This is a genomic window from Aquirufa nivalisilvae (genome assembly GCF_004307455.1).
Taxonomy (GTDB): domain Bacteria; phylum Bacteroidota; class Bacteroidia; order Cytophagales; family Spirosomataceae; genus Aquirufa; species Aquirufa nivalisilvae.
The window spans coordinates 582819-602974 of record NZ_SEWX01000005.1; the positions used below are offsets into that span (position 1 = coordinate 582819).

The 20156-nt window shown below is 36.7% G+C and carries 22 protein-coding genes and 1 tRNA gene; 13 read left to right on the forward strand and 10 right to left on the reverse strand.

The features are described from left to right. Positions 1-15: 15 nt before the first annotated feature. Genes EWU22_RS09385 through EWU22_RS09395 form a run of 3 tightly spaced genes read left to right on the forward strand, consistent with a single transcriptional unit; the run spans position 16 to position 1797 of the window. Positions 16-435, forward strand: coding sequence for a 6-pyruvoyl trahydropterin synthase family protein (locus EWU22_RS09385; protein WP_130925529.1), 420 nt, complete (start codon positions 16-18; stop codon positions 433-435). Beyond that, positions 395-1099 (forward strand): GTP cyclohydrolase I FolE, encoded by a 705-nt coding sequence (gene folE / locus EWU22_RS09390; protein WP_130925322.1) that lies wholly within the window; start codon positions 395-397, stop codon positions 1097-1099. The genes EWU22_RS09385 and folE overlap by 41 nt, the downstream gene beginning before the upstream one ends. After that, positions 1099-1797, forward strand: a complete 699-nt coding sequence (locus tag EWU22_RS09395) for an SDR family NAD(P)-dependent oxidoreductase (protein WP_130925323.1) — start codon at positions 1099-1101, stop codon at positions 1795-1797. Before folE ends, EWU22_RS09395 begins: the two co-directional genes overlap by 1 nt. On the opposite strand, the gene EWU22_RS09400 is transcribed toward EWU22_RS09395, so the two are convergent. After that, positions 1783-2769, reverse strand: coding sequence for a cation diffusion facilitator family transporter (locus EWU22_RS09400; protein WP_130925324.1), 987 nt, complete (start codon positions 2767-2769; stop codon positions 1783-1785). The genes EWU22_RS09395 and EWU22_RS09400 overlap by 15 nt on opposite strands. Here EWU22_RS09400 and EWU22_RS09405 point away from each other — a divergent pair. After that, complete coding sequence (locus EWU22_RS09405) at positions 2768-3370, forward strand: NUDIX domain-containing protein (RefSeq protein WP_231962869.1); 603 nt, start codon at positions 2768-2770, stop codon at positions 3368-3370. The genes EWU22_RS09400 and EWU22_RS09405 overlap by 2 nt on opposite strands. Here the strand turns inward: EWU22_RS09405 and surE are convergent. After that, positions 3360-4142 carry a 5'/3'-nucleotidase SurE gene (surE, locus tag EWU22_RS09410; RefSeq protein ID WP_130925325.1) on the reverse strand — a complete coding sequence of 261 codons (783 nt, stop codon included), beginning with the start codon at positions 4140-4142 and terminating at the stop codon, positions 3360-3362. The genes EWU22_RS09405 and surE overlap by 11 nt on opposite strands. Positions 4143-4192: 50 nt before the next feature. Here surE and EWU22_RS09415 point away from each other — a divergent pair, with 50 nt between their 5' ends. Then, complete coding sequence (locus EWU22_RS09415; RefSeq protein ID WP_130925326.1) at positions 4193-4678, forward strand: GNAT family N-acetyltransferase; 486 nt, start codon at positions 4193-4195, stop codon at positions 4676-4678. Here EWU22_RS09415 and EWU22_RS09420 read toward each other — a convergent pair. After that, complete coding sequence (locus EWU22_RS09420) at positions 4659-5537, reverse strand: nucleoside phosphorylase (RefSeq protein WP_130925327.1); 879 nt, start codon at positions 5535-5537, stop codon at positions 4659-4661. The genes EWU22_RS09415 and EWU22_RS09420 overlap by 20 nt on opposite strands. 206 nt (positions 5538-5743) lie before the next feature. On the opposite strand from EWU22_RS09420, the gene EWU22_RS09425 reads away from it, so the two are divergent. From EWU22_RS09425 to EWU22_RS09440, 4 genes are all read left to right on the forward strand, one after another. Continuing rightward, complete coding sequence (locus EWU22_RS09425; RefSeq protein ID WP_130925328.1) at positions 5744-6418, forward strand: hypothetical protein; 675 nt, start codon at positions 5744-5746, stop codon at positions 6416-6418. 34 nt (positions 6419-6452) lie between these two features. Next, on the forward strand, positions 6453-6863 hold the full coding sequence (locus EWU22_RS09430) for a hypothetical protein (RefSeq protein ID WP_130925329.1): 411 nt from the start codon (positions 6453-6455) through the stop codon (positions 6861-6863). Between the two features lie 71 nt (positions 6864-6934). After that, the gene (locus EWU22_RS09435) at positions 6935-7396 is read left to right on the forward strand and encodes a 3-oxoacyl-ACP synthase (RefSeq protein WP_130925330.1); all 462 of its coding nucleotides are present in this window, start codon (positions 6935-6937) and stop codon (positions 7394-7396) included. Positions 7397-7405: 9 nt separating this feature from the next. Further along, a complete protein-coding gene (locus EWU22_RS09440; protein WP_130925331.1) occupies positions 7406-8914 on the forward strand; it encodes a serine hydrolase domain-containing protein in 1509 nt (502 codons plus the stop codon). Here the strand turns inward: EWU22_RS09440 and trhO are convergent. Further along, a complete protein-coding gene (gene trhO / locus EWU22_RS09445; RefSeq protein WP_130925531.1) occupies positions 8905-9897 on the reverse strand; it encodes an oxygen-dependent tRNA uridine(34) hydroxylase TrhO in 993 nt (330 codons plus the stop codon). The two genes, EWU22_RS09440 and trhO, sit on opposite strands and share 10 nt — an antisense overlap. Before the next feature lie 38 nt (positions 9898-9935). After that, positions 9936-10019 (reverse strand) — tRNA-Leu (locus tag EWU22_RS09450). A 76-nt stretch (positions 10020-10095) separates the two neighbouring features. Here EWU22_RS09450 and EWU22_RS09455 point away from each other — a divergent pair. Next, complete coding sequence (locus EWU22_RS09455) at positions 10096-10470, forward strand: DUF3127 domain-containing protein (RefSeq protein ID WP_109323082.1); 375 nt, start codon at positions 10096-10098, stop codon at positions 10468-10470. A gap of 105 nt (positions 10471-10575) precedes the next feature. Here the strand turns inward: EWU22_RS09455 and EWU22_RS09460 are convergent, their stop codons facing one another. The 3 genes from EWU22_RS09460 to EWU22_RS09470 are packed head-to-tail and all read right to left on the reverse strand — an operon-like array spanning position 10576 to position 12901. After that, complete coding sequence (locus EWU22_RS09460) at positions 10576-11445, reverse strand: pirin family protein (RefSeq protein WP_231962870.1); 870 nt, start codon at positions 11443-11445, stop codon at positions 10576-10578. A gap of 57 nt (positions 11446-11502) precedes the next feature. Next, positions 11503-11940: a GNAT family N-acetyltransferase gene (locus tag EWU22_RS09465; protein WP_130925332.1), complete on the reverse strand. Its 438-nt coding sequence runs from the start codon at positions 11938-11940 to the stop codon at positions 11503-11505. Position 11941: 1 nt separating this feature from the next. Beyond that, on the reverse strand, positions 11942-12901 hold the full coding sequence (locus tag EWU22_RS09470) for a PhoH family protein (protein ID WP_109323084.1): 960 nt from the start codon (positions 12899-12901) through the stop codon (positions 11942-11944). 107 nt (positions 12902-13008) lie between these two features. Here EWU22_RS09470 and dnaB point away from each other — a divergent pair, with 107 nt between their 5' ends. Further along, entirely contained in the window at positions 13009-14598 is a 1590-nt protein-coding gene (gene dnaB / locus EWU22_RS09475; RefSeq protein WP_130925333.1) for a replicative DNA helicase, read from the forward strand. On the opposite strand, the gene rlmD is transcribed toward dnaB, so the two are convergent. Next, on the reverse strand, positions 14595-16016 hold the full coding sequence (rlmD, locus tag EWU22_RS09480) for a 23S rRNA (uracil(1939)-C(5))-methyltransferase RlmD (protein ID WP_130925334.1): 1422 nt from the start codon (positions 16014-16016) through the stop codon (positions 14595-14597). The two genes, dnaB and rlmD, sit on opposite strands and share 4 nt — an antisense overlap. 90 nt (positions 16017-16106) lie before the next feature. Between rlmD and EWU22_RS09485 the strand changes: the two genes are divergently transcribed. Beyond that, a complete protein-coding gene (locus EWU22_RS09485) occupies positions 16107-16913 on the forward strand; it encodes an SDR family oxidoreductase (RefSeq protein WP_130925335.1) in 807 nt (268 codons plus the stop codon). A gap of 178 nt (positions 16914-17091) precedes the next feature. Here the strand turns inward: EWU22_RS09485 and EWU22_RS09490 are convergent, their stop codons facing one another. Then, a complete protein-coding gene (locus EWU22_RS09490; RefSeq protein WP_109323088.1) occupies positions 17092-17472 on the reverse strand; it encodes a cyclic nucleotide-binding domain-containing protein in 381 nt (126 codons plus the stop codon). A 131-nt stretch (positions 17473-17603) separates the two neighbouring features. On the opposite strand from EWU22_RS09490, the gene EWU22_RS09495 reads away from it, so the two are divergent. Continuing rightward, a complete protein-coding gene (locus tag EWU22_RS09495; protein ID WP_130925336.1) occupies positions 17604-20123 on the forward strand; it encodes a heavy metal translocating P-type ATPase in 2520 nt (839 codons plus the stop codon). Positions 20124-20156 lie beyond the last annotated feature (33 nt).

Below are 20156 nucleotides of genomic sequence, written 5' to 3' on the forward strand. Positions count from 1 at the left end.
CAATTTAAAAAAATGATGGAGCTTCCTCGTGTAAGTGTATTTAGGAAAGAACATTTTAATGCTGCTCATCGGTTATATAATACCAATTGGTCAGATGAAAAGAACCAAGAAGTATTTGGATTATGCAATAATCCGAATTTCCATGGCCACAATTATGAATTAATTGTGCAAATTACTGGAACAATTAATCCTGAAACGGGTTATGTGATAGATATGAAGGAGGTTTCCCAACTGGTTCAAAAGGAAATAATTCAGAAATTCGATCATAAGAATCTTAATCTAGATGTGCCCGAATTTGCTGATTTAAATCCTACAGCTGAAAACATTGCCTTGGTTATTTATCAAAAAATGAGAGCTGTACTTGCCACCAACTTTGACTTAAAAATTAGATTATATGAAACAGAAAGAAATTTTGTTGAATTCCCTGCTCATTGATACGGAAAATTTCCATTTCACGGATGATGAGATAGGAGATAATCACATAGCGACTTCAATAGAGACGCCGATGCGATCAGATGCATTTGATCTTTCTGATGCTGAAAAAATCAAAAAGATAGAAGGTCATTTTAAAGAAATCATGTTGACCTTAGGTTTAGACTTAACGGATGATTCATTAAAAGGTACTCCAAAGCGTGTGGCTAAAATGTATGTGGAAGAGATTTTCAGTGGATTAAATCCTAAAAATGAGCCGCAAGTAGCCTTATTCGAAAATAAGTTTGGTTACAACGAAATGCTGATCGAGAAAAATATTAGCTTTTACTCCAATTGTGAGCACCATTTTGTGCCTATCGTTGGTAAAACACATATTGCATATATTTCTTCAGGTAAAGTCATTGGATTATCCAAATTGAACCGAATCGTTCAATATTATGCCAAAAGACCTCAAGTTCAAGAGCGCTTGACTATGCAAATTGCGAAGCATTTGCAAAAAGTTTTGGAGACTGAACATGTTGCCATCTACATTGATGCGAAACATTTATGCGTTTCTTCTAGAGGTGTAAAAGATGATGCTACATCGACCATTACTTCATTTTATGGGGGCAAATTCCAAGAAGAAGCAACTAAAAAAGAATTTTTAGGTAGTATTCAATCCATTTAATGGGAGTTTACGTTGTGGTTGGAGCAAGCCAAGGGATTGGTTACTCCATAGCAGAGCAATTAATAGCTGCTGGACATCGTGTTCTTAATTTTTCCAGAAAAGCGTCTGACTTGGCGGGTATTGAAAATTATACTTGGGACGCCCTTCAAGAGGATGATAGTATATTTTCATCCATTCAAGGTCCTTTGGCTGGTATTGCATATTGCCCGGGCAGCATCGTATTAAAACCTTTTCATCGACTAAGTACGGCTGATTTTGAACTAGATTTTAAAATCAATGTCTTAGGTGCTGTTCGTGTTATTCAAGCCTTATTACCTTGCTTAAAACAATCTGAAAGCGCATCCCTTGTGATGTTCAGTACAGTGGCCGTTCAAACAGGAATGGGATTTCATGCATCAATAGCTTGTTCGAAAGGTGCCATTGAAGGACTTACTCGTTCTTTAGCAGCTGAATTAAGCAGTTTTAAAATTCGAGTGAATGCCATTGCCCCTTCATTAACTCAAACACCTCTAGCTCAAAACTTGTTAAATAGTCCTGAAAAAGTGGAAGCCGGAGGAAAACGTCATCCCTTGGGTCGTGTGGGACAAGCTGAAGACGTGGCTAATCTGGCTGTATTCTTATTAAAACCTGAAAATTCTTGGATTACGGGTCAAATAATAGGAGTAGATGGAGGAATCGGAAGCCTAAGAACGGTTTAGTTGTTCTAAAAAGTGCTTTTGATTCAAGGCTAAGTTCACATTATTCCATTCAATTTTTTCTTGAAATGCATGTGCTCGGATTGGACAGTCAGAAACCTGACAATGTGCACAGCATTCGTCCAAACAGGGATCTGCGTGTACAAATATCTCAATGTGGGTAGGAAGAACTCGGGATAGAGTTCCTTCGAAGTCGTGAATTTCCTCATGAACATGGTTCAAATCCCAATAACGAGGTAATGTTAAATGACAGTCGATATGTAAATCACCCCCATATTGCTGAACCCGTAAATTATGTAAATCAATCCATTCGTCACGTTGATTTTTAGTAATCCAATCGATGACCATTCGAAAGACTTTGGGATTGGTCTCATCCATTAAAGCCGCCACAGAAGTACGAATCAAACGGATACCTTGCCAAAACATAAAAAAGGCAAATAGGAGAGATGCAGCTGAGTCAACCCATAACCAGTTGGTAAAATAGGTGATAGCTAAGGCTAATACGACTAATAAACTATTATAAGCATCCAAACGTAAGTGTTTCCCATCTGCCACCATGGTTGGAGAATGCTCCTTTTTACCCATTTGAATTAAGAAATATCCCATGATACCATTTAAGGCAGAAGAACCTAATGAAATGGCCATACCCATATCCAGGCTCTTGATTTCTTGATTTGTCCATAGATGCTGAGAAGCATGTAAAAAGATATATGCAGCAGCTAGGAGAATCAATACGCCTTCTAAACCAGAAGCGAAAAATTCAATTTTCCCATGGCCATATGGGTGATTCAAGTCTTTGGGTAAAGAGGCTAAATAAATGGAGTAAAAGGCAAAAGCACCTGCCACCACATTAATGATGGATTCTAAAGCATCCGTCAATAAAGTAGTGGAACCACTTAAATAATAGGCATAAAATTTCCCGATTAAAATCAAGACACTGACCGAGAAAGTAATAAGCAGCAAACGCTGTTTCATGGGAAAAATTTATGCACAAAGATACAGCAATTCCTCTTATTTTTACGGGATGGAACTACAAGATAAACCTTGGAAAACACTTTCCAAAAATACCGTATATGAAAATCCTTGGATCCGAATTGAGCATCACGAGGTCATTAATCCGAATCAAAATGAAGGTATTTATGGATTGGTCCATTTTAAAAATATAGCCGTTTCTATCTTTCCATTAGATGAAGACGGTAATACGTATTTGGTTGGACAACACCGTTATACCTTAGATGCCTATTCTTGGGAGTTACCCGAAGGAGGATGTTTAATTGAAAACAAGGAAAATCCTTTGGAGGCTGCTAAAAGAGAATTAGAAGAGGAAACAGGTTTACATGCCAAAGAATGGATTAGCCTTGGAACATGCTATTTATCCAATTCTGTGACTGATGAAAAAGCCTATATGTTTCTAGCTAAAGACCTTCAGCAAGGAATCGCTGCTCCCGAAGAGACAGAGTCATTGCTTGTTAGGAAACTTCCCATACAAGAAGTATTTAACATGGCCGAAAACGGGGAAATTCAAGATGCCTTGAGCTTATTGACTATTTTAAAAGTCAAATCGATTATATCGTAAAATCCCAATGTTTCATTTCTTCCAATGCTTGATAATCTGTTAAATCATATTTAACTGGAACTACAGTTGCAAAATTCTCAGATAACCAATCTAAATCTGTTCCATTATTGAGGTCTTCATTATGTAAAAAGCCATCCATCCAAAAATATGGTTGGCCGTATGGATCTTTTCTTTCTTCAAAAAACTCTCGATAAACAGCTTTGGCTTGTCGCGCTACACGTATTCCTTGAATAGGAGCCTCAGTTTTAGCAGGGAAATTCACATTTAAGGTTAGCCCCTCATGCAAACCGTGCTCTAAAACTTGCTGGGCAATTTTAATGATTAAATCGTGGCAATGACTAAAATCTGCATCGTTGGCATAATCACAAAGAGAAAAGCCAATGGCTGGAATTCCTTCCATGGCAGCCTCAATAGCTGCCGACATAGTCCCAGAATACAATACAGAAATAGAAGCATTGGAACCGTGATTGATACCAGAAACCATCAAATCAATCTTACGGCCTTTTAAAATATAGTGCTTACCGAACTTGACACAGTCGGCAGGCGTACCTGAACATTTATAGGATTGAATATTGGGCCCAAAAGTTTCTGTTTTAGTTACACGAATAGGAGTCCCCATAGTGATGGCATGTCCCATCCCAGATTGATGGCTATCAGGCGCTACTACGACAACCTCGCCAATTTCTGACATGATCTCAGTTAATACTCTAATTCCTTTAGAATGAATAGAATCGTCGTTAGCAATTAGGATAAGCGGTTTCTCTTGACTCATATTTTTTTAATTTTAACGAATTTACAAATTTGCTCTCTTAATTTTGCAGAATGCAAATCCGAAAAGCTGAAATAAATGATATTCCTACCATACAAGCGATAGCCGAGCAAGCTTGGCGTCCAACCTATGGTTCAATCCTAAGTGAAGAACAATGTGTCTACATGTTAGACATGATGTATCGAACGGAGGTTTTGAAAAAGCAATTCGAAGGAAATGTTCATTTTTTCATGTTAGAATCGGAAGAAGGAGCTATTGGTTTTGCGGCTTATGAAGCTATGAGTGAGCTTGAAGGCAAGCTGCATAAAATCTATTTGAGACCACTACAAAAAAGTCAAGGAGCAGGAACCTATTTATTGGAATATGTAGCTGGATTTGCTAAAGAAAATGGTCAAAAAGCGATGTATTTAAATGTCAATCGACATAATTCTGCCGTTCAGTTTTACCTAAAAAGAGGATTTCAAATCGACCAAGAATTTGATTTGCATGTAGGAGATGGCTATTACATGAACGATTACATCATGAAAAGAGAGCTATAGCTCTTTCGATCAATTGACAAATTTGTTTTTCTGGATTAGTCGAAAATTGATGTGTAATTCGATTCGCCAAAATGGCATTCAATGAAATCATTTCATGCCCTAAAACTCCTGAAAAAGCATAGTAAGCTGAAGTTTCCATCTCAATATTCGTAATTTTTGATTTTCCCACAAGAGTGGCGGAACAGTCTTTTAAAAAATCAGGTAAGATCGATTCCATTCTCACGGTGCGACCTTGGGGAGCATAAAAACCAGGTGCAGTTAACGTGGTTCCCCAAAATGCATCCCGAAAATAGGCATCTTGAGAGAACCGATGAACTAATTGACTGGAAGCTTTGGCACCATAAATGGGCAATGGATAGCCAATTTGTTGACAAAATTGATCTAAATCATTTTGAAGAAGACTTTTATCGGAAGAAAAATGATAGAACTGAGCCAAATTATCAAATCCGATAGCAGCTTCAGATATTAACACCGAATCAACAGGAATATCTTCTTGAATGGATCCTGAGGTACCAATTCGGATAAAATGTAAGGATCGCTTTTGACTTTTTTCCTCTCGAGTTTCGAAATCTATGTTTGCTAAAGCATCCAATTCATTCATGACAATTTCTACATTATCTGCTCCAATGCCACTTGAAATCACTCCAATAGGCTTTCCTGCTAGTTCCCCAAAATGGCTTACAAACTCTCTTTTATGGATTTTGCTATGGATACGGTCAAAATGACAGGAAACTTTTTCTACTCGTTCTGGATCCCCCACCATAAAAATGGTATCACATAATTGCTCCGGACGAATGTTCAAATGATAGGAACTTCCATCTGGGTTAATAATCAAGTCGGTCGGTGAGAAATAGGTCATGAACAAATTTATTGATAATTGAAATTAAACAACGTAAAGTAGGTATGTGCTTAATGCTATTTGGATTTAAAAATCCTATGAAAAAAAATACCATCTGCTAGATATTGCGCAAAATTACATGTTACACGGCTATATGAATTAAAAAGAATATGGTAAGTTTAGATTTACCTATTTAAAATAATTATTCATATTTTAAATTAAATACAATGGAAGACCGACAAAAATACACATTTGAACTTGAAGCTTCTCCTTTTTCTTGGATGGTTTATGCACAGGAATTACATGAAGCTGCAAACATCATTATCGCAAATTCTTCTTATGAAATAAATAAGTTCCACACTATGAATATTGAGAAAACGCTAAAGAATGCATTTTTTTTAAACTTTGGTCTTTCTATTGAAAATCTTCTAAAAGGCATCTTGATATTTGAAAATCCACAATATATAAATGATTACAAAATAGATAATACCATAAGTCGTAATCATGACTTATTGAATCTCGCAAAAGAGATAACGACAATAAATTTTACAGATAAAGAAAAGAAATTATTGAAATTTTTGAGCGAGGTTATTCCCTACTGGGGAAAATATCCTGTCCCAAAAGAATACAAAAAAATTATAATAAAAGAAGGTTATGACGAATTAAAACATGAAAATCTTGAAAAATTATGGGATAAATTAATTCAACATCTATATTCAAAAATTAAAAATGGTAATTGGACAAGCCCCAATGGAATTAATACTGGTTTCTTTAGAGATTCTACTCTTGAAGAAAATTTTAACTCTTCAATCCAAGAGTTAAGTTTCAAAATTAATAATGGAGAAGTTAATCCTGTTAATGTTGATTTTAGTAAAACAATATATTTTAATAATATACTTTAATTTAGAATTAAAGTATTTAAACCTACTTAAAAACATGGCACATGTAATTGAAATAAAAGCTAGAATAATTAATCAATTTTTCATTTCCTTTTTGTTAGGTTTTTCCATTGTATTTGGATTACAGCATTATCAAAAAATTGAATTTATGCCTGAATATACACCTACCAATATTTCAGGATTAAAACCCTCATTTGAAGAAAGTATCCCATATAATACAAAAATTTCATACTTAAGTATGGGTACATATTTTGGAAACATGTATAAGGAAAAAGGAAATGGCTTAATGATTATCGATCTCTATGATAATAAAGTATTTAATTATGAAATGAAATCTAGGTATTATTTTGAAGCTACAGTTTTAGACTATAAATATGGTATACTTATATCTATCATTTGCTTTATTTTTATATTATTTATAGACAATATAAAAATAAAATTAACATGAGAAATAATACTAAAAACCTGCTTGCTTTGATTTCAATGAACATTAATCATAAAATATTAAAATTGAAATAAATGAGCGATTGGCCCCATATTAAATCTCAACTTTATCAGGAAATTGTCTTTCGATTGGAACAAAACATCCAAGAAGCACAACTAGCTTATGTTCAGGCAAAAGAATCAAGAGATTCAGACACCAAGAGTTCAGCTGGCGACAAATATGAAACAGGTAGAGAAATGATGCAAAGAGAGATGGATAAATGTTCTGCTTTGATCGACCAAAATAGGCATTCCATGCAAATCATCCAGCATGTACCCATTCATAGGACGTATGAAAGTATCGACAAAGGTGCGCTCATCGTCACGGATAGAGGATCGTATTATATGTTAGTGGGCTTAGGAAAAATCAGTTTAGAACAGAAAGACTATTTTGCTATTTCCCCCGAATCACCCATTGGAAGCTTATTTTTAGGAAAGAAAGTAGGAGAGTTCATCCTTTTGAGAGAACAGAAAATCACCATTCAAGACATTTATTAATAGAAAAAAATGAAAAAAATAATACATCTACTCTTGATTGTCATTGGTATACAATCAGCATTGGGACAAAGTACAGAAGAAAAAATCAAGGCATTTATTCCACAAATAGATCAACTTTTTAAAAAATATGTGGAGAAAGAAAAACTACCTAGTGCTGTTTATGGATTGGTCTATCAAGGTAAATTGATACATACTCAATCCATCGGTTTGGCTAATATCCAACAACAAATTCCAGCAAGTTCTCAAATCGATTACCGAATAGCTTCTATGACCAAAAGCTTCACCACCATGGCCATCTTGAAGTTGAGAGATGAAGGAAAATTACAATTGGATGAACCAGCACACCATTTTATTCCTGAATTAAAAAATCAAAAATTTGTAACAAAGGATGCCCCAGAGATTACCATTAGGCATTTGATGACCCATGCAGCAGGTTTTCCAGAAGATAACCCTTGGGGAGATCGACAATTAGGTATCTCAGAAAAAGCATTCTCAGACATGTTGAATAAAGGTATTTCATTTTCAAACAATCCTGGAGTAAGCTTTGAATACAGCAATATGGGATTTGCGCTTTTGGGAAGTATCATTAAAAAAGTATCTGGACAGTCATACCAAACTTACATTACAGAGAAAATTTTAAAGCCTTTGGGCATGACACATACCTATTGGGAATATATGGATGTACCAAAGAACCAATTGGCTCTAGGTTATCGATGGATTAACCAAACTTGGGTGGAGCAGCCCTTGGAACATGATGGCGCTTATGGAGCTATGGGCGGTTTAATTACTACCATGGAAGATTTCAGCCATTATGTAGCTTTTCATCTATCTTCATGGCCGGAAAGAAATGATCCAGAATCAGGTCCTATTAAACGTTCTTCTGTCAGAGAAATGCAATTCCCCTGGAATTTTATTAGTGTGAATGCCAAACAAAAATATCCTAACGGTCAGGTGGGTCAAAGCTTTAGTGCCTATGCCTATGGCTTAAGTTTTACCAAAGATTATGCTAATAGAACTTCCATTTCGCATTCTGGGGGATTACCTGGATTTGGAAGTAATTGGCGGATATTTCCAGATTATAACATAGGAATTATATCTTTTAGTAATTTGACCTATGCCAATATGGGAAGCATCAATATGCAAGTCATTGATTCTTTACTGAATACAACATCAATACCCAAGCGTTCTTTACATGTATCTGCCATTTTGAAACAAAGACAAAGTGAATTAATGAAGATATTGCCACATTGGGACCAAGCAGAGAGCAGTGGCATTTTTGCCATCAATTTTTTCTCCGATTATTTTACACCTGTATTGAAAAGCGAGGCAGAAACCTTATTCTCGAAAGTTGGCTCTATCAAAAAGGTACATGACATGATTCCTGAAAATCAATTGCGTGGTAAATTTAGAATAGAAGGAGAAAAAGGCGATTTAGAAGTAAGCTTTACTTTAAGTCCAGAAAATCCAGCGTTAATTCAAGAATTCCATTTAAACGAAATTAAAAAGGCTCACGAATGAGCCTTTTTTTGTTTTTCTTCAATCTTCGCATTTCTGCTAAAGGATTTAAAGCCTAAAATAGGAGAGTAGCCTACAGATTGTTTAGAATAATACCCTTTTTCGTTGTATGGGCGTTTTCTAGGATGATCTTTACATTCAGGAGAACATGCTCCATCCATTTCTTTTAAACAGCTTGGACAAATAGCCAAATGCTCATTGCATTCAGGATTGGCACAGTTGACCATATGATCTGATGGTTCCTGACAAACATGGCATTTGGAGATAACCAAAGGATTAACACTATTAACAGGAGTAGCTACACGACTGTCGAATACATAACAAGATCCGTCAAAATCTTCTCCTCCTTCTTCTAAACCATACTTAATGATACCACCGTGCAATTGATATACATCTTTAAAACCTTTCTCTAGTAAATAAGCAGAAGCCTTTTCACATTTAATACCACCAGTACAGTAAGTAATGACTTTTTTATTTTTCAGATGATCAATTTCATGCACATGATCAGGTAAATCACGTAAATTTTCCATGTCAAAGGTATAAGCACCTTTGAAACGGCCTAATTCATGTTCATAATTGGAACGCATATCTACCAAAACCACATCAGGATCATTTTTCAATAATTCCTTGAATTCTTTGGGTTTTAAATGCTTACCTGTTCTTTCTATGGGATTAACAGGCAAGTCGGAATGAACGATTTCATTTTTGACACGCACATGCAATTTATTAAAGGTATGTTTGTCAAATTCTTCGATTTTAAAGTCAAAATCTGTACCCTGAAAAATAGGGTCACTTTCCAACCATTGCATGTACTTGTCGCAATCTTCTTTGAGTCCTGAAACGGCCCCATTCAATCCTTCTGATGCCACAATTATACGGCCTAGAATATTGTTTTCAATACAAAAAAGGTGATGTTTTTCCCGATAAGCCTCAGGATCTGGCACAGGGGTGTAGTTATAGTAAAGCAACACACTGTAAGGTTTCATCTTCAACATGATTTACAGATTAATAATAAAAAAAACAGTGACGATGGGGAGATTCGAACTCCCATACCTAAAACGGCACTACCACCTCAAAGTAGCGTGTCTACCAATTCCACCACATCGCCAAAATGGTTAGCAAAATTACCAAATATTTGCTTACTTGCAAGGAAATCAAGTTTTCATCAAATCTGAATAAACAGAATGGCTTTAGAAATCAGCGGAAAATTAATTAAAAAACTTCCTGAAGTAACCGGTACTGGACGTAACGGAACCAATTGGATCAAGCAAGAATTTGTCATTGAAACCCAAGATCAATACCCTAAAAAAGTGTGTATGTCGGTCTGGGGTGATAAGACTCAAGATTTAGCTCCAGTACAGGAAGGTGAAATTGTGAAAGTACAATTCAATGTCGAATCAAGAGAATACAATGATCGCTGGTATACAGAAATCAGAGCATATCGTTTAGATCGTTCAGGTGCAGCACCATCTGTTCCTCCTAATGTGGCGCCAACTGCTAGTGGTGGTTATCAGTTCCCTCCATTGGAAGCTGAATCTGGAGATGATCTTCCATTTTAATAATAGATTAAGATCTATACCAATAAAGCCCTAGCGATGCTAGGGCTTTATTTTTTTGAGGGATTCTGTATTTCAAGAGATCTAGCAGTGCTAGAACTCTATTATCTACGATAAATACCCGAATTTTCCTGCATTAAAATCTTCAAAAGCTTGCATGATTTCCTGACGCGTATTCATGACAAATGGACCATGGGCTGCTATGGGTTCATGGATAGGTTCACCACTAAGAATCAATACAATACTATCTTCTTTAGCTTCTATCGTAAAATCTTCTCCATTGTTTTCCATTAAAGCTAAATTATCCAAGTCAACATCTTCAGTGCCATTGACTGATACACTACCTTCAATAACCAATAAACAGGTGTTATAAGAAGCGGAAAATGAAAAACTAGCTTTTGCTCCACGCTTTAATTTGGCATTCAGCATATTCACGGGAGTGAATGTAAATGCTGGCCCTTTTATACCCTGATATTCTCCTGCAATCACCTCTATGAAGCCTGAATCTCCTAAATCGACTTTCTTGATTTGTTGGTTGGAGATAGCCTGATACTTAGGTGGGGACATTTTATCCTTTGCAGGTAAATTAACCCACAATTGTACCATTTGGAAATCACCACCCTCGGCACTGAAAGTTTCCTCATGGTATTCTTTATGCAATACACCTGAAGCTGCAGTCATCCACTGAACATCTCCTTCACCTATAATTCCACCTCCACCACTGCTATCATGATGAGCTACACGACCTTTATAAGCAATGGTCACTGTTTCAAAACCTCGATGTGGATGAACTCCCACACCTTTAGGTTCTTTAGAAGGAGCGAAATAGTGTTTAGAACCATAATCCAACATAATGAATGGACTCATGCGTTGCATGTCCAAACCGTATCGACTAGGAATAAAATTATGCACTCTAAACCCATCTCCCACAAAATGTACCTCGCCTGGAGGATACACTAACTCGACTTTCTTTGTCATAATCATCAATTGTTAATGGAGTAAATCTCCGAAATCACCAACACTAATCACTAATAACTAATCCCTAATTATGAGTGACATTGCTTGATGAACAATATCTGCCTCTATAAAAGTTTCACCATAAGGCATAAATCCTAAACTGGCATAAAGTGGCATGACAGATTGTTGAGAATGCAAATAAAAGTAAGTAAGCTCTGGATAAGCCATTTTGGCTTCTTGAATAATGTGTTGCACGATCTGACTGGCATATCCTTTTCCTCTGACAGATGCTAGTGTTGCGATACGCTCAACTTTAATCCCTTTCTCTGTTTTTCGATAACGACCAGTTGCCACCGGTTTTCCATCTTCCCACAATAAATAGTGCTTGGCTTGTGCATCCAATTCATCAAACTCTTCAGATGGTAAGCAGGCTTGTTCCACCACAAATACCTCGATTCGGATAGCAAAAACCTCGTGTATTTCCTCCAAAGATTTGGCTTGAGTGATTTCGACCATCTTATTTCTCTTGTTTTCCGTAAGCCTCAATAATTTCACGAACTAGGCGGTGACGTACTACATCGGAGCCATCCAATTCTACGAATGAAATACCAGCAATACCTTTCAATATATTGGCTGCTTCACCTAATCCAGACACTTGGTTTTTAGGTAAATCGACTTGGGATTTATCACCTGTTATGATGGTTTTCGACTGAATACCCATACGCGTCAAAAACATCTTCATTTGCATCGAAGTGGTATTTTGAGCTTCATCCAACAAGATAAATGCTTTATTCAAGGTTCGACCACGCATATACGCTAAAGGTGCTATTTCGATCGTTCTATTTTCAATATAGAATTTTAATTTTTCTGCAGGAATCATGTCTTCCAATGCGTCGTAAATTGGACGTAGGTAGGGATCGATTTTTTCTTTTAAATCACCTGGTAAAAAACCTAAATTTTCACCAGCCTCAACGGCAGGGCGGGTAATAATGATCTTTTTGACCTCCTTGTTTTTAAGTGCTTTTACGGCCAAGGCTACCGCCGTATAAGTCTTACCTGTACCAGCTGGCCCAATGGCAAATACAATATCATTTTTACTAGCTGCTTCTACCAATTTGCGTTGATTAGGAGTCTTTACTTTAATGACCAATCCCTTGGTTCCAAAAAGCAAAACGTCCTTATCTTCCACCCAAGGAGTTTCATTTTCTTCTCCTGTTGGGTTTAAGATCAAATCAATGTAGGCCTTCATGTGGTTGGCCGACAAAGAACTATGTTTTTCTAAATGCTTGATACATTGATTGACAATGGCTTCCACCAAAGAAATTTGGTCATCTGAACCGCGAACTGTGATTTGATCACCGCGAGCAATGATTTTGGTTTGTGGAAAAGCTTCCGTCAATAGTGTTAAGTTGGAATTTGAGACTCCGAGAAAATCAACCAGAGACACATCCGTTAAGGCAATAATTTTTTCTAACAAGTATGAAAAAGTTAAGGTGAAAAATATTTACTAAAATAGAGAATAATTGAAATTTAATCGGTTGATTAGAATGATATTTTTATCAAAATATTGTAAAATTGTAGTCTATGGAATCAAACAATCCCTCATCAATTTCTAAAAAAGCAAATTCTAGCTATAATCGTTCCAATCAACCTGCACGATTAAGTGATTTAGGCTTAGGAAAGCTTCCTCCGCAAGCACCTGAGTTAGAAGAAGTATTATTGGGGGCTTTGATGTTGGAAAAGGAACCCTTAGCCAACGTCATTGAATTATTGAAACCTGAGACTTTTTACAAAGAAGCTCATCAGAAGATATTTCAGGCCATTCAGGGATTGTTCCAAGCTTCGCAGCCTGTCGACTTACTAACCGTCAACAATTACCTAAAAGTTAATGGAGACTTAGAAAAAGCAGGAGGGACGAGTTATTTAGCCCAATTAACTTCACGTGTAAGTTCCACGTCCAACGTAGAATTTCATGCTAGGATCATCATTGAGCAATTCATTAAACGTCAACTAATTCATGTTTCTTCTGAAATTCAGCGTTTAGCTTATGAAGATACGACTGACGTATTTCAAATTTTGGATCGTATGGAACAAGAATTGTTTTCCATTGCTGAATCCAATATCCGAAAGAACTACGAAAGTATGTCGGATATTTTGAAGAAGGCCATTGATGAATTAGAAAAGAAACAAAAGCAAAAAAGTGGCCTTACGGGTATTCCTTCAGGTTTTACGGAATTAGATCGCCATACTTCAGGCTGGCAAAAACAAGAACTTATCATCATTGCCGCTCGTCCAGGTATGGGTAAAACGGCCTTTGTTGTTTCCGCTTGTAGAAATGCGGCTTTGGACTTTGGCCATGCAGTTGCCTTATTCTCGCTGGAGATGAGTTCGATTCAATTGGTCAATCGTATTGTTTCTGCTGAAGCTGAGATTGAAGCTGAAAAAATTAGAAAAGGTAAATTGGAGCCGCATGAATGGCAACAATTGCACACCAAGATTGATAAATTATTCCAAGCACCTATTTATATCGATGATACTCCTGCTTTATCCATATTGGAATTAAGAGCCAAATGTCGTCGTTTGAAAGCTCAAAAGAACATTGAACTCATAGTCATTGACTACTTGCAATTGATGACAGGAGATACATCTGGGAAAGGGGCAAGTGGTAACCGTGAACAAGAAATTGCCCAGATTTCCCGTGCATTAAAGCAATTAGCGAAAGAATTGGATGTACCAGTGATTGCGCTTTCTCAATTAAATCGTTCAACAGAAACGCGTGGAGGTAATAAAAAGCCTCAATTATCTGACCTTCGTGAATCGGGAGCCATTGAGCAAGATGCTGACCAGGTTATGTTCATCTATCGACCTGAGTACTATGGCATTACCACAGATGAACAAGGTAATTCCATTGCAGGAATGGGAGAAATCATCATGGCTAAAAACCGTTCTGGTTCCCTTGAAAATGTGTGGTTGAAGTTCATCGGTAAGTTCACCAAATATTGTGATTTGGATTTCCAACCTTTTGCGGATGGCAATGGAAATGGAGTATTCAACCTCAGTGAATTAGGGGATACTGCATCTCAATTTGAGCAAGGAAATAGTGATTCTGTTTTTAAAGGAAGTAAAATGAATTTACCTCCTGCAGATTTTGATCCTTTGAACGAACCATTCTAGCATTTTCTTAGTCGTAAGCGAACGATGTTTTCCACATGGTGTGTTTGTGGAAACATATCAACAGGATGAACAACGTCCACCTCATACGCTTCATCTAACCAAGCCAAGTCACGCGCTTGTGTAGCTGGGTTACAACTAACATAGACAATTTTTTCAGGGCGAACTTGAAGAATTTGACGAACCACATCTTCATCCATACCAGCCCGAGGAGGGTCAGTTATAACCACTTGAGGTTTTCCATGAAGCGCAATGAATTCTTCTGTTAAAAGCTTTTTCATATCCCCTGCAAAGAAGGAAGCTGTATCTATTTTATTATGAATGGCATTCATTTTGGCATCTTCTACTGCCATTTCTACATATTCTAATCCTACTACTTTGGCTGCATATTTGGCCAAAAACAAAGCAATAGTTCCTGTACCAGTATACAAATCATATACTAACTCATCTCCTTGTAAATCAGCGTATTCTCTAACCAACTGATATAAACGCAAAGCTTGTTTGGCATTGGTTTGGAAAAAGGATTTAGGCCCAATCTGAAAACGCAAATCTTCCATTTGTTCTTCAATAAATGGCTTACCATGAAAACAAATGACATCCAAATCATGGAAAGTATCATTTCCTTTTTGATTCACCACATAATTCAAAGAAGTAATCATTGGGAAATGGCTTTTTAGGTAATTCATCACCAAGCTAATTTCTTCCTCCGTGGCATATGCAAACTGTACGACCACCATCCATTCACCAGAACTTGCATTTCGTATAATCAGGTTACGTAAAGCGCCTTCTTGTTGATTTTTTAATTCATAAAATGAAATTCCATTGGCTTCTGCAAAATCACGAACACCATTTCGAATGGCATTGGAAGGATCTGGTTGTAAATAACAGTGATCTACAGGTAATATTTTATCGAAACGACCAGGAACGTGGAATCCTAGGGCATTCATGGAACCTAAATCATCTTTTCCAATCTCCTCATTGGTTAACCAGCGAGAAGATGAAAATGTAAATTCTAATTTATTACGATAATAATATGCCTCATCAGAACCTAAAATAGGTTGAAATTCAGGCAATTTAACTTTAGCAATTCGCTCTAAATTATCCTTCACTTGTCGCTGTTTGAAAGCTAATTGAGCTTCATAAGAAACGTGTTGCCATTTACATCCACCGCATACGCCAAAATGAGTACAAGGAGCATCTGTCCTAAAAGGAGACAGTGCTTGAATGTTGATCGCCTGAGCTTGTTTGAACTTCTTTTTCGACTTAAGAATACGTAAATCGGCTATATCACCAGGGGCAACTGTACCTTGTACGAAAATAACTTCATCGTTTACCTTCGCAATGCATTTAGCTTCAGCTGCGAAATCAAGGATGGAAATTTGTTCTAGGACTTGGGGGATTTTATATTTTCTGGCGCTCATAAGGTAAATTCTGGCACAAAAATAGGGCTTTCATTTGGCTAGTCAATCAATTATGGGATAAAAGCTTAACTTTGAGAACAAATTTTGCATATGAAAAACAAAGTCGTCATTATCACAGGTGCTTCTTCTGGAATTGGAAAAGCCTTAGCATTTGAATATGGAAACAAAGGTGCCCTAGTTGTAATAACGGGTCGAAATGAAGCTAAGCTTGAAGAAGCGAAGGCGGAATTAGTTGCAGCCAATATTTCCTGCCAAGCTATTGTTTGTGATAGTAGTTCAGAAGAACAAACCAGAGCCATGGTCGCTCAGGTAGTTCAAGAATTTGGAAGGATTGACATATTGATTAATAATGCGGGGATTTCCATGAGGTCCATGTTTGAAAATGTAGATCTGAAAGTATTGAAGCAATTGATGGACATTAATTTCTGGGGAATGGTGTATGCTACCCATGCTGCTTTGCCTTATATAAAAGAAAGTAAAGGAGGAATCATCGGTATTTCATCCATTGCGGGATACCGAGGTTTACCGGTAAGAACTGGCTATTCGGCTTCCAAATTTGCTATGAATGGCTTTTTAGAGGCATTGAGAACAGAATTATTAGAAACAGGTGTACATGTCTTAACGGCATGTCCTGGTTTTACGGCTTCCAACATCCGAAATGCTTCTTTGAATTCAGAAGGTAAAATCACAGGTGATACGATGCGTGACGAAGAAAAAATGATGTCGGCTGAAGAAGTAGCGGCACGCATTTATACGGCCTTTGAACAAAAGAAAAAGACCTTGGTATTAACCTTCCAAGGAAAACTGACTGTCTTTTTAAACAAATGGCTAAACGGTTTCATGGATAGGCTGGTGTATAATACCTTGAAAAAAGAGAAGGATAGCCCGCTGAAATAGGTATTAGTTTTAAGTGATTAGTTATGAAATACGTCTATTACAAATAACTAAACACTAATAACTAAAAACTAATAAAAAAGTAAAAGCCCTGCCCGACAATGTCAAGCAGGGCAGTACAACCCTTTTAACTTACCACTCTATTTTTTACAGAGGTTAAACCTCTTAATTAAAATCCTGTTCAATGAGGAACTAATTCCGTAAATACGGCGTCGAATTCCTTACTTTTTTGCTCAAAATAGGACGATGCAAAATCAAACTCTTGCATCAGCATCAAAAAATAATTTTTCTCAAAAACTAAAAATTTTGATGTTTGAAGTGTTTCAGCAGAAAAGCTATGCTTTTTGCCTTCAAGAACTTCACTGATACCTAGAAATATAGGATTGGCGTGATATATAATACCTTCTGGGGAATTGAACGACTTTAAAGCAATTTCACCTCCTTGAAAATAGAATACAAACTCCGCTTTCTGACCTTGACGGAACAAAAATTCGTTAGCTAAATAGTTGATTTCTATTCCGCTAGCTAGTACTTTACGTTCGGTCTCGATCATTTGATCCATACTTTTTAAAATTTGTTTACGAAAGTAGATTTACTCTGGAATTAATTTCATGACAATGCTCATGTTTTGACCTGCTTTTTATCATTAACAGAGCAGTTTTTTCAGAGGAACTTTGAAAAAAGATTGAGTTTATGATGGAACAACCTGTCCATACCACCCTAACAAAAAACATCTGCTATCACTGCGGAGAGCCATTTGTTGACGAAATCATCGAATTTCAAGAGAAGGAATTTTGCTGTCAGGGATGTAAAAATGTGTATGAGCTCCTGAACGATCATGAATTAAGTAACTACTACACCTGTGATGTAAATCCTGGTATTTCGCCCAGTAATCAAAACTTTGATTACCTCAACAAACCTGCTTTTAGAGATAAACTAATTCAGTTTTCAAATCAAGAAGTTTCAAAAGTCAGTTTTAATCTCCCCAGTATTCACTGTAGGTCCTGTTTATATCTATTAGAAAACCTGCACAAACTGAATCCTGGAATTATTAAAACACAATTGAATTTTGGAAAGAAGGATTTGAGTATTTGGTTTAAAGAAAATGAGATTAGTTTAGGCGAACTGGCCTCTTTATTGGCAAAAATTGGATATGAACCTCTTTTATCCGAAGAATCCGAAGGCAAAGAGAAGAAAAAAAGACTTTCTCAACAAACACAACTCTTCATCAAACTAGGTGTTGCCGGCTTTTGTGCTGGCAACATCATGCTTTTTAGTTTTCCTGAATATTTAGGTATTGAGGATGGAAGTTTAAAGAACTTATTCGGCTATTTAAACCTGGTCTTGGGGTCTATAGCTTTATTTTACTCAGGTTCAGATTATTTCAAAAACATTTGGGCGCACTTAAAATTAAAAAAAATAACCATTGAAATGCCTATACTCTTAGGCGTTATGGTGGGTTATTCTCGAAGTGTTTATGAAATCCTGAGTCACACTGGAGCAGGTTATATGGATTCTGTTTCTGGACTTTTGTTTTTTCTGTTGGTAGGGAAATGGTTTCAACAAAAATCCTTTGATTTTTTATCCTTTGAAAGAAAATATACCTCATACTTTCCTTTGGTCATTACTAAAATCATTCATGGAAATGAGGAAACAGCTCCATTAAGTGAAATCAAAGTAGGAGATCGTTTGCGTATCCGGAATGAAGAGATCATTCCAGCAGATGCGATTTTGATGAAAGGGAAAAGTAACATGGATTATAGTTTTGTTACAGGAGAAAGTGAATGGGTTCCCATACAATCTGGAAACTTAATCTATGCAGGAGGGAAGCATCACGGAGAAATGATCGAAATTGAAGTCAAAAAAGACCTCCAACAAAGTCATTTAACCCAATTATGGGAACAGCAAGCGTTTAAAGATCCTAGTTTTAAAATGGAAAACTGGGAAAACTTTGCCAATCAAGTTGGAGTTTATTTTACCATTGGCCTAATTACTTTGGCAACAGTCGTAGCAGCATACTGGATACAGGTTGATCCAAGTAAATGGCAGAATTCGGTGGTCAGTATTTTGGTGATTGCCTGTCCTTGCGCTTTAGCCATTTCATACCCATTTGCACTAGGCCATGGCGTTCGTTGGCTGTCTAAATTCCACTTATATGTCAAGGATATTCAGGCATTAGAACGTATGGGGCAGGTTGACACCTTAGTATTTGACAAAACAGGAACGTTAACCCTTGCCAAATCTGAGGCTCCTAAAAATCAGTTAAATCGTCATATCAGCGAACAGGAATTAGATCTTTTATATTCTTTATCTGTACAGTCTACCCATCCACTTTCTCGTCGACTTTGTGCTTATACGCAGAGCTTAGGCAACAGAAATTTAATCCACTTATCATCCTTCAAGGAAATCCCTGGTAAAGGTTTGGAAGCAAAATGGGGGGATTTGACAATTAAGCTTGGATCTGCCAAATTTTTAGACATTAATTATCATTCGCCTCAGGATTTCTATTCATCTGAATCTCAATTATTTATACAAATAGGAGAGGAGTCACTTGGATATTTGGACTTCCCATGGGAAAACCGAGATGGCGTAGAATACATGCTCCGAAAATTACAGCATCACTATGATGTGTATTTAGTTTCTGGAGATAAAGCCAGTCATGCAAAGAGCTTAAAAGATTGGTTTTCAGAAGAAGGCCACATGAAGTTTGAATGCAGTCCTATGGATAAAATGGAATTCATACGCGAATTGCAAGCTGCAGGCAAGAAAGTCATGATGATAGGAGATGGATTGAATGATGCGGGTGCCTTACAACAAGCACATGTAGGGATAGCCGTTTCAGATGATCACTTACATTTTACACCCGCCAGTGATGCCATTTTGCAAGGCCGTTCGCTAAGTCGCTTACCTGAATTTTTGCAATTCTCCCAAAAGGCAATTACCTTAATCAAAATGAGTTTCTTGGTATCCTTGGTATATAATGCCATCGGACTAAGTTTTGCAGTACAAGGGAATTTATCTCCATTGGTGGCTGCTATTTTAATGCCCGTAAATTCAATTAGTATGTTGATTATTGCTACCTGGGGAATGAATATTTATGGTAAGCAAATTAAAAACAAATTGAAATCATATACAGTACACAACTTAGCTGAGGAAAATCATATTTTAAGCCCCGATATAAAAAGAACTTTACAAAGTAGTATGGAGTACTAAAACTCTTTCTGCAATCCTTGTTCTCTAAATAAT